The 7,719-nt window shown below is 68.3% G+C and carries 6 protein-coding genes; 2 read left to right on the top strand and 4 right to left on the bottom strand.

The window, feature by feature from the left end; all coding sequences use genetic code 11:
• Window positions 1-752 precede the first annotated feature (752 nt).
• The 4 genes from AC5P98_RS18940 to AC5P98_RS18925 all read right to left on the bottom strand — a co-directional run bounded on the left by AC5P98_RS18940 (window position 753) and on the right by AC5P98_RS18925 (window position 4,285).
• The gene (locus tag AC5P98_RS18940; protein WP_049406833.1) at window positions 753-1,679 is read right to left on the bottom strand and encodes an ABC transporter six-transmembrane domain-containing protein; all 927 of its coding nucleotides are present in this window, start codon (window positions 1,677-1,679) and stop codon (window positions 753-755) included.
• 190 nt (window positions 1,680-1,869) lie between these two features.
• Window positions 1,870-2,946 carry an ATP-binding protein gene (locus tag AC5P98_RS18935; protein ID WP_049406889.1) on the bottom strand — a complete coding sequence of 359 codons (1,077 nt, stop codon included), beginning with the start codon at window positions 2,944-2,946 and terminating at the stop codon, window positions 1,870-1,872.
• Between the two features lie 3 nt (window positions 2,947-2,949).
• Entirely contained in the window at window positions 2,950-3,666 is a 717-nt protein-coding gene (locus tag AC5P98_RS18930) for a response regulator (RefSeq protein WP_049406836.1), read from the bottom strand.
• 52 nt (window positions 3,667-3,718) lie between these two features.
• Entirely contained in the window at window positions 3,719-4,285 is a 567-nt protein-coding gene (locus AC5P98_RS18925; RefSeq protein WP_495230149.1) for a hypothetical protein, read from the bottom strand.
• A 237-nt stretch (window positions 4,286-4,522) separates the two neighbouring features.
• Between AC5P98_RS18925 and AC5P98_RS18920 the strand changes: the two genes are divergently transcribed.
• Window positions 4,523-5,704 carry an efflux RND transporter periplasmic adaptor subunit gene (locus AC5P98_RS18920; protein ID WP_049406841.1) on the top strand — a complete coding sequence of 394 codons (1,182 nt, stop codon included), beginning with the start codon at window positions 4,523-4,525 and terminating at the stop codon, window positions 5,702-5,704.
• Window positions 5,705-5,706: 2 nt separating this feature from the next.
• Window positions 5,707-7,650, top strand: coding sequence for a MacB family efflux pump subunit (locus tag AC5P98_RS18915; RefSeq protein ID WP_049406844.1), 1,944 nt, complete (start codon window positions 5,707-5,709; stop codon window positions 7,648-7,650).
• The last annotated feature ends 69 nt before the right edge of the window (window positions 7,651-7,719 follow it).

Here is a 7,719-nt window from a genome sequence, read left to right as displayed (position 1 = left end):
TACCAGAGCAACACCGCTCAGGCCTGGTAGCCGCCAACCTTGGTGGGCGCTGGCTTCCATCGGTGCCCACCAAGGTGGGCAGCTACCAGAGCAACGCTGCTCAGGCCCGGTAGCCGCCCACCTGGGTTGGCGCTGGCTTCCATCGGTGCCCACCAAGGTGGGCAGCTACCAGAGCAACACCGCTCAGGCCTGGTAGCGGCCAACCTGGGTTGGCGCTGGCTCCCGTCGGTGCCCACCAAGGTGGGCAACTACCAGAGCAATACCGCTCAGGCCTGGTAGCGGCCAACCTGGGTTGGCGCTGGCTCCCGTCGGTGCCCACCAAGGTGGGCAACTACCAGAGCAACACCGCTCAGGCCTGGTAGCCGCCAACCGTGGTTGGCGCTGGCTTCCGTCGGTGCCCACCAGGGTGGGCAGCTACCAGAGCAACGCCGCTCAGGCCCGGCAGCCGCCAACCTGGGTTGGCGCTGGCTTTCATCGGTGCCCACCAAGGTGGGCAGCTACCAGAGCAACACCGCTCAGGCCCGGTAGCCGCCAACCTTGGTTGGCGCTGGCTCCCGTCGGTGCCCACCAAGGTGGGCAACTACCAGAGCAACACCGCTCAGGCCTGGTAGCCGCCCATCTTGGTTGGCGCTGGCTTCCGTCGGTACCCACCAAGGTGGGCAGCTACCAGAGCAACACCGCTCAGGCCCGGTAGCCGCCAACCTTGGTTGGCGCTGCTCTCGTCGGTGCCCACCAAGGTGGGCAGCGACCGGTCAAGCGGCGCCCTTGTGCTCCGCATCGTCCATGCCGGGGCTGACGCGGCGGCCGATATCCTTCAGCCGCGCAAGCTGATCCACCATTGACGGCGCATCGTCCAGGCTGCCGACGAAGGTCCACAGGTAGGTCATCACCGCGTAGACGTGGCCCGGTGTAACGCCTTCACTGGTGGCAAGGCGACCGATGGTCAGCGCGAACAATGCCGCGGCAGCCAGGCCGATCACCACATAGGCGCCGGCCTCGCGGTCGGACAGCAGGATGCGCAGGCGCGACAGCGTGGTGTAGTGGCGGCGCAGCACCGAGGGGCTGACCCGGTCGACCAGCCGGATTTCGTGTTCCAGGCGGTTGTTCAGTCGGCCGTGCAACTGCTCGTTGCGGCGTGCGAACGAGGGCAGCACCAGCAGGGCGCCGAGCAGGGTGGCCAGGCCAGCGGCACCGACCATCGGCTCGATCGCCAGCAGCATGGCCACCGCACCGAACATCGATGCCAGCGCGGTGGCGATGATCGGCACGTGCTTTTCAAAGAAGTCGACGAACTCGCGGGCCAGCACCACGCGTGCCGCCGAAGTGGACGTCGCCTGGCCCAACCGGCGCTGCGCCTGCACCACGCTCACTGCCAGATCGGCATAGATGCGGGTGAAGGTGCGCGTATCCACCGCCCGACGGGCGGCACCCACCAGCCAGAACAGCAGTACCACGCCGGCATAGGAGATGGCATGGCCGATGTTGCCGCTGATGATCGCGTCTACCGCGAAGCCGGCGAACAACGGATAGGCCAGCAGCAGGGTGTTCTCCAGCGCCACCAGCGAGAACGTGCCGGTGAGCTGCCAGGGGTAGGTGCGCAGGATCGCCTTGAGCGTGGCGGCCGCATTCTGCTGGCCGATGCTGCCGGCGGCGGCCGCTGGATCGTGGGGGTGCTGCATGGGATGCCTGGGGGGTTCGGGGACAGGGCAGGGGACGGATGCCTGCCATCTGCCGGGTAGCGCCCAGTATCTGCAGCCCTTTGGAGCGGGCATGGAGGGATGATGGAGATTGCGTGGAGAAATCGGCGGCGTTCAGCCACGCGCGTGGTGCCCACCAAGGTGGGCCGCTACCAGGGCAGCGTCTACGGCCTCAACGGCGCACGTGCACCGGCCAGCGGATCTCGAACGAACTGCCGCCACGCTCGGTAGCTCGGCACTGCGCCGTTCCGTGATGGGCCACGGCAATCGCACGCACGACCGCCAGGCCGAGGCCTGAGCCCCCACTCTGCCGTGAGCGCGACACATCGGTGCGCTGGAAGGCTTCGAAAATGCTGTCGCGCAGGTCGTCCGGCACGCCGGGGCCACCATCTTCCACGGCCACCGCGCAGTGCCCCTCAGCGAGGGTGACGCGCACCCGCAGCGGGCAGGGGATGGCATGGCGACGGGCGTTCTCCAGCAATGCCAGCACCGCCTGGCGGATGCGGGCCGGATCGCAGTCCGCCAGCGACGGCCGCGCGTCCAGGCTCACCGAGAAGCCACTTTCGGTCAGCGCCTCGGACATCGCCTCCACCACCGCCGCCACCTGCACGCTGACGTCGCTGCGTTGCAGGCGCAGATCCAGGTGGCCACTCTCGGCCAGGCTGACCACGCGCAGGTCCTCGATGATGCGGGTCAGTCCCTCCAGCTGGGTGAGCATGCTGTTGAACTGCTCGGGGCCCGGCTCGAATACACCTTCGGCGATGCCTTGCAGGCGGCCACGCAGGATGGTCATCGGCGTGCGCAGTTCGTGTGCGATGGCCGCGTTCCAGAACACGCGGTTCTCGGACATCCGGCTGAGCCGCTCGGCCATGGAATTGAAGTCGTTGACCAGCGTGGCGGCCTCGGCCATCGAGGTGTCGCCGCCGCGTGCGCGCGCCTCCAGGTCACCGCTGGCCACGCGACGCAGGCTTGCGGCCACCGAATTCAACGGGGTGATGATGCGCCGGGTCAGGCGAGACGCGATCAGGGTGGCCAACGCCACCACCACGGTGGCGGTCAGGCCGATCCACAGCCACTCCAGCCCGGAGGGCATCATGGACTTCGGCTCGTCATACCAGCGCGGATAGAACACCTCCAGCAGGTAGTAGAACAGGTAGAAGCCGCTGATCGACAGCACCGTCGAACACAGCGAGGCCACGGTGATCGACAGGCTGATCTGGCGGCCGATGCTCTTGCCTTTCGCAGTCATCATTCAGTCCAGGAAGCGGTAGCCGACGCCACGGATGGTGGCGGGAATGCCGATCACGCCGACATCCTCGAGCTTGCGCCGCAGCTTGCTGACATGGCTGTCGACGGTGCGCTCCTGCGCATCGCCCTCGGGCAGGCAGGCGTGCAGCAGGTCCACCCGCGCATGCACCTGGCGCGGCGCGCGCGCCATGTGCACCAACAGCCGGAATTCGGTGAGGGTGAAGTTCAGTGCGTGCGCCTGCTCGCCGTTGCGGACCGTCACTTCGTGGCTGCGCAGGTCGATCTCGAATGGGCCCTGGCGGATCAGCCCGGTGGGTTCTTCAGCCACGCTGCGGGCACTGCGGCGCAGCACGGCCTGGATGCGCGGAACGATCTCAGCGGGATTGAATGGTTTGGCCACGTAGTCGTCAGCGCCCACGCGCAGGCCGGTCAGCTTGTCCACGTCCTGGTCGAGCGCGGTGAGCATGATCACCGGCGTGTTGCCGCGACGCCGCAGTTCGCTCAGCACCTGCCAGCCATCCAGCTTGGGCATCTGCACATCCAGCAGTACCAGGTCCGGGCGCAGCTGGCGGTGGCTGGCAAGCGCCGCCTCACCGTCGGCGGCGCGTGCGCTGCGCAGGCCCGAACGGGCCAGGTAGGCACCGAGGATGTCGGCGATCTCGCCCTCATCTTCGGCAATCAGCACCAAGGGCGGCTGTCGGTTACGGAGTTGGTGTTTCATTGCGAGCGGCAGGTTCGAGGCCAAGGGCGGGCAGGGCGGGACAGGGACGGGGTCATCGTCGGCGTTCCCTGGCCTGCGCCTCTTCGTTGGCCGCCCAGGCCAGCGTGGCCAGCACCAGCGAGCGCTGCAGGCTGGGGTCCACCGAACCCGCGCCGCGCAGCTGCTGCAGCGTCAGGGTAGACACCGCGGCAGGCAGCGCGTTCCAGCGCGAGGCCATGGGGGGGGCGTTCACCCGGGCCTGCAGCCGCGAGGCCATGCCCACGATGGCGCGCAGGCGCACTGCCAGCAGGGCGGCGACCACGGCGGTGGCGGGCGCAAGCAGCAGATGCAGGTTGACGTTGGCGGCCGGAGGTGTTGCCGACCAGAACGCCAGGCCGATCAAGGCCAGCGATGCGAGCGACCCGGAGCGGCGGGTGCGTCCGGGCCCGTCACTGCGGAACCCCAGCAGGGCGCCGGCCCCGAAGCCGGCCAGCAACGGCAGTAGCGGATACGGTGCGACCCACATCCATGTGCTGGTCGATGCCAGCACCAGTGCGATCAACCACGGCGAAGGCGCACACCACGCCAAGTAGGCACGGCGCACATCGAGGGGTGGCAGGTCCGGGTAGGAAAGGGGCACGGCAGGCTGGCAGTCGGCGAGGCCGCCGAGGCTAGCGACCGTTGATGGAGACTTGGTCGAGATTGTGTCGAGATTGCGTGGAGCCGCGCCATGGATTCAGCGGCCGACGCGGTCCCTGAACGGCGGTCGCGTCTCCATCCAATCTCCACAGCGGCTCCAAGAAACATCCACCTGGGGCTTCCAGACTGCGGCCCTGGCGGTCGCACCGGGCGACTGCACGCACCCCCGGAAGTTTCGATGAACAACCGCAGGACCTGGATCATTGCCGCAACGCTGGCCGTTCTTGCCGGCGGCGGTTGCTGGTGGGCGTTTGCCGATGGCGAGGATGCCGCGTTGATCACCGCACCGGCAAGGGTCGCCCGTCTGGAAAAGACCGTGCAGGCGGTCGGCCGGGTCAATCCGAAAGAACTGGTGGCCGTGGGCGCGCAGGTCTCCGGGCAGGTCACGCGCCTGCATGTGGTGCTGGGCCAGCACGTGCAGGCCGGCGACCTGATTGCCGAAGTGGATTCACAACCGCAGCGCATTGCCCTGCGCAGTGCCGAAGCCGCCGCCAACGCGCTGCGTGCGCAACATGCGGCCAGCCAGGCGCGCTACCGCCAGGCCCTTCGCACGTACGATCGCCAGTCGCAGCTGGTGGCGTCGCGGCTGGTCTCGCAGGAAGGCTTCGAAGCGGCACGTGTGGCGCGCGATGCGGCGCGCGCGGATGCCGCTGCATTGCAGGCGCAGATCGACCAGGCGGTGACCCAGGTGGAAACCGCCCGCATCAACCTGGGCTACACCCGTATCGTGTCGCCGTCCGCGGGCTACATCGTGGCCATCGTCACCAAGGCGGGGCAGACGCTGAACTCGATGCAGACCACGCCGACCATCGTGATGCTGGCACAGATGGACACGATGACGGTGCGCGCCGAGATCGCCGAGGCTGACGTGGAACTGATCGCACCCGGCCAACCGTTGTGGTTCTCGACGCTGGGGCCGAGCGGGCGCCGCTATGAATCGCACCTGCAGCAGCTTGAGCCAGCGCCGTCGTCGATTGCCGACGCGACCAGCGGCAACAGCGGCGGATCGGCGCAGACGCCGAAAGCGGTGTACTACGCGGGGCTGTTCGACGTGGCCAATCCGGGCTTGATGCTGAAGCCCTCGATGACGGTGAAGGTGACGATCCAGCTGGCAAGCGTGGCCAATGCACTGCAGGTGCCGCTGACCGCCCTGGGCGAGTCCGACGACAAGAACGGCAACGGCGCAACCGTGCGGGTAGTCGATGCGAAAGGCCGCGCCCACGAGCGCGCTGTGACTACCGGCCTGCGCACCGCCACCGCCGTGCAGATCCTCTCTGGCCTGGAAGCGGGCGAGAACGTGGTGGTCGGCCAGGCGCCCAGCGGTGGCGATGCTGAACCCACCAGCCTGCTGGGGATGTGAGCATGGCCGACGCACTGCTGGAATTGAAGGGCGTATCCCGCGCCTATCGCTCGGCCGCCGGCGAGGTGGTGGTGCTGAAGGAGGTCTCGCTGCGCATCGATGCCGGCGAGTTCATCGCCATCATCGGCCCCTCGGGTTCGGGCAAGTCCACGCTGATGAACATCCTGGGCTGCCTGGATCGGCCGACCGAAGGCAGCTACCGCGTGGAGGGGGCTGCGACCGAGCAGATGTCGCCTGACCAGCTGGCGCGCCTGCGCCGCGAGCACTTCGGCTTCATCTTCCAGCGCTACAACCTGATGGAGAACCTCAGTGCCACCGAGAACGTGGCCTTGCCCGCCGTCTATGCCGGGGTGGAGGCCGATGCGCGCACCACGCGTGCCCGCCTGCTGCTGGAAACGCTCGGCCTGGGCGAGCGGACCGCGAACCGGCCCAGCCAGTTGTCCGGCGGCCAGCAGCAGCGCGTCTCCATCGCACGCTCGCTGATGAACGGCGGCGCGATCGTGCTGGCCGATGAGCCGACCGGCGCGCTGGATCATGCCAGTGGCAGGCAGGTGATGGCCGAGCTCAAGCGCCTGCATGCGCAGGGCCATACCGTGATCCTGGTCACCCATGATGCGGCGATTGCTGCCCACGCGTCACGGGTGATCGAGATCGCCGATGGGCGTGTGGTGGCGGATCGCCAGGAGCGAGGCCCTTCGGTGCGGCAGCGTTCGGACGCACCGGCGCGCACATCCACGGCGGCTACCGAGCGGCGCGCCCGCATCGATGCCGTGCGCGAGGCGACGCGCATGGCAGTGCGTTCGATGCTGGCCCATCGCCTGCGCACCCTGCTGACCATGCTCGGCATCATCATCGGCGTGGCCGCGGTGGTGACCGTGGTTGCGCTGGGCAAAGGCGCGCAGGCGCAGGTCGAGGCGCAGATAAACGAGCTGGGCGCCAGCACGCTGGAGATCTTCCCGGGCGCCGATTTCGGTGACCCGCGCTCGGCGGAGATCGAGACGCTGGTGGTAGGCGATGCCGATCACCTGGCCGCCCTGAGTTACGTGGACAGTGTCAGCCCCAACCTCAGCGGTTCGGTAGCAGCACTGCAGGGCGGCCGACGAGCCAATACGCAGGTACTGGGCGCCGGTGCCGATCTGCCGCGCGTGCGCGGGCTGCGCCTGAGGGCCGGCCGGTTCTTCACCGATGCCGAGGTGGAGGCGCATCGGGCAGTGGGCGTGGTCGACCAGAAGGCAGCGAAGGCACTGTTCGCTGGCAACCCTATCGGCAGCACGGTGCTGCTGGGCGGCATGCCGGTCGAGGTGATCGGCGTGGTGGGTGCCAATGCATTCGCCGGTGGGGCCACGCCAACCGTCTACGTTCCCTATACGTCGGCTGCCTCCCGGCTGCTGGGCAGCCAGCGCCTGGAGAGCATCACCGTGCGCGTACGCGACAACGTACCCACCAATGCCGCCGAGGCCTCGCTGGGCGCCGAGCTGGAGCGCCTGCACGGTCGTCGCGATTTCTTCATCTACAACTCGGACCAGATCCGCAAGGCGGTGATGAAATCCAGCCAGACCATGGCGGCGCTGGTTTCGGCGATCGCGGCGGTGGCGCTGGTGGTTGGCGGCGTGGGCGTGATGAACATCATGCTGGTGTCGGTGAAGGAGCGCGTGCGCGAGATCGGCGTGCGGCTGGCGGTGGGGGCGAGGCAGGGCGACATCCTGCGCCAGTTCCTGATCGAGGCGGTGCTGATCTGCCTGTCCGGTGGCGTGCTGGGCGTACTGCTGGCCTTCGCCGTGGGTGCGCTGTCCAGCCTGCTGTCGCTGGGGGTGCCCTTCCTGTTCACGCCAGGGCCGGTGCTCGCCGCGCTGGCATGTTCGTCTGCGATCGGGCTCGGTTTCGGCTACTTCCCGGCACGCAATGCCGCACAGTTGGACCCGATCCAGGCATTGGCAGCGGAGTAGGGTCGCCCGCTGTGGCACCTGTTGAGCCGAGCCCACGCTCGGCTGCGCTCCGTTCGGCCGCGACGCACC

The sequence above is a fragment of the Stenotrophomonas sp. YJH_SMC_135 genome (assembly GCF_059372355.1).
This window is presented reverse-complemented; position numbering and strand designations above follow the sequence as displayed.

Excerpts from the sequence above, each read along its gene's own strand:
- AC5P98_RS18920 (WP_049406841.1), top strand. The coding sequence starts at position 4,523 with ATGAACAACCGCAGGACCTGGATCATTGCCGCAACGCTGGCCGTTCTT.
- AC5P98_RS18915 (WP_049406844.1), top strand. The coding sequence starts at position 5,707 with ATGGCCGACGCACTGCTGGAATTGAAGGGCGTATCCCGCGCCTATCGC.
- AC5P98_RS18930 (WP_049406836.1), bottom strand. The coding sequence starts at position 3,666 with ATGAAACACCAACTCCGTAACCGACAGCCGCCCTTGGTGCTGATTGCC.
- AC5P98_RS18940 (WP_049406833.1), bottom strand. The coding sequence starts at position 1,679 with ATGCAGCACCCCCACGATCCAGCGGCCGCCGCCGGCAGCATCGGCCAG.
- AC5P98_RS18935 (WP_049406889.1), bottom strand. The coding sequence starts at position 2,946 with ATGACTGCGAAAGGCAAGAGCATCGGCCGCCAGATCAGCCTGTCGATC.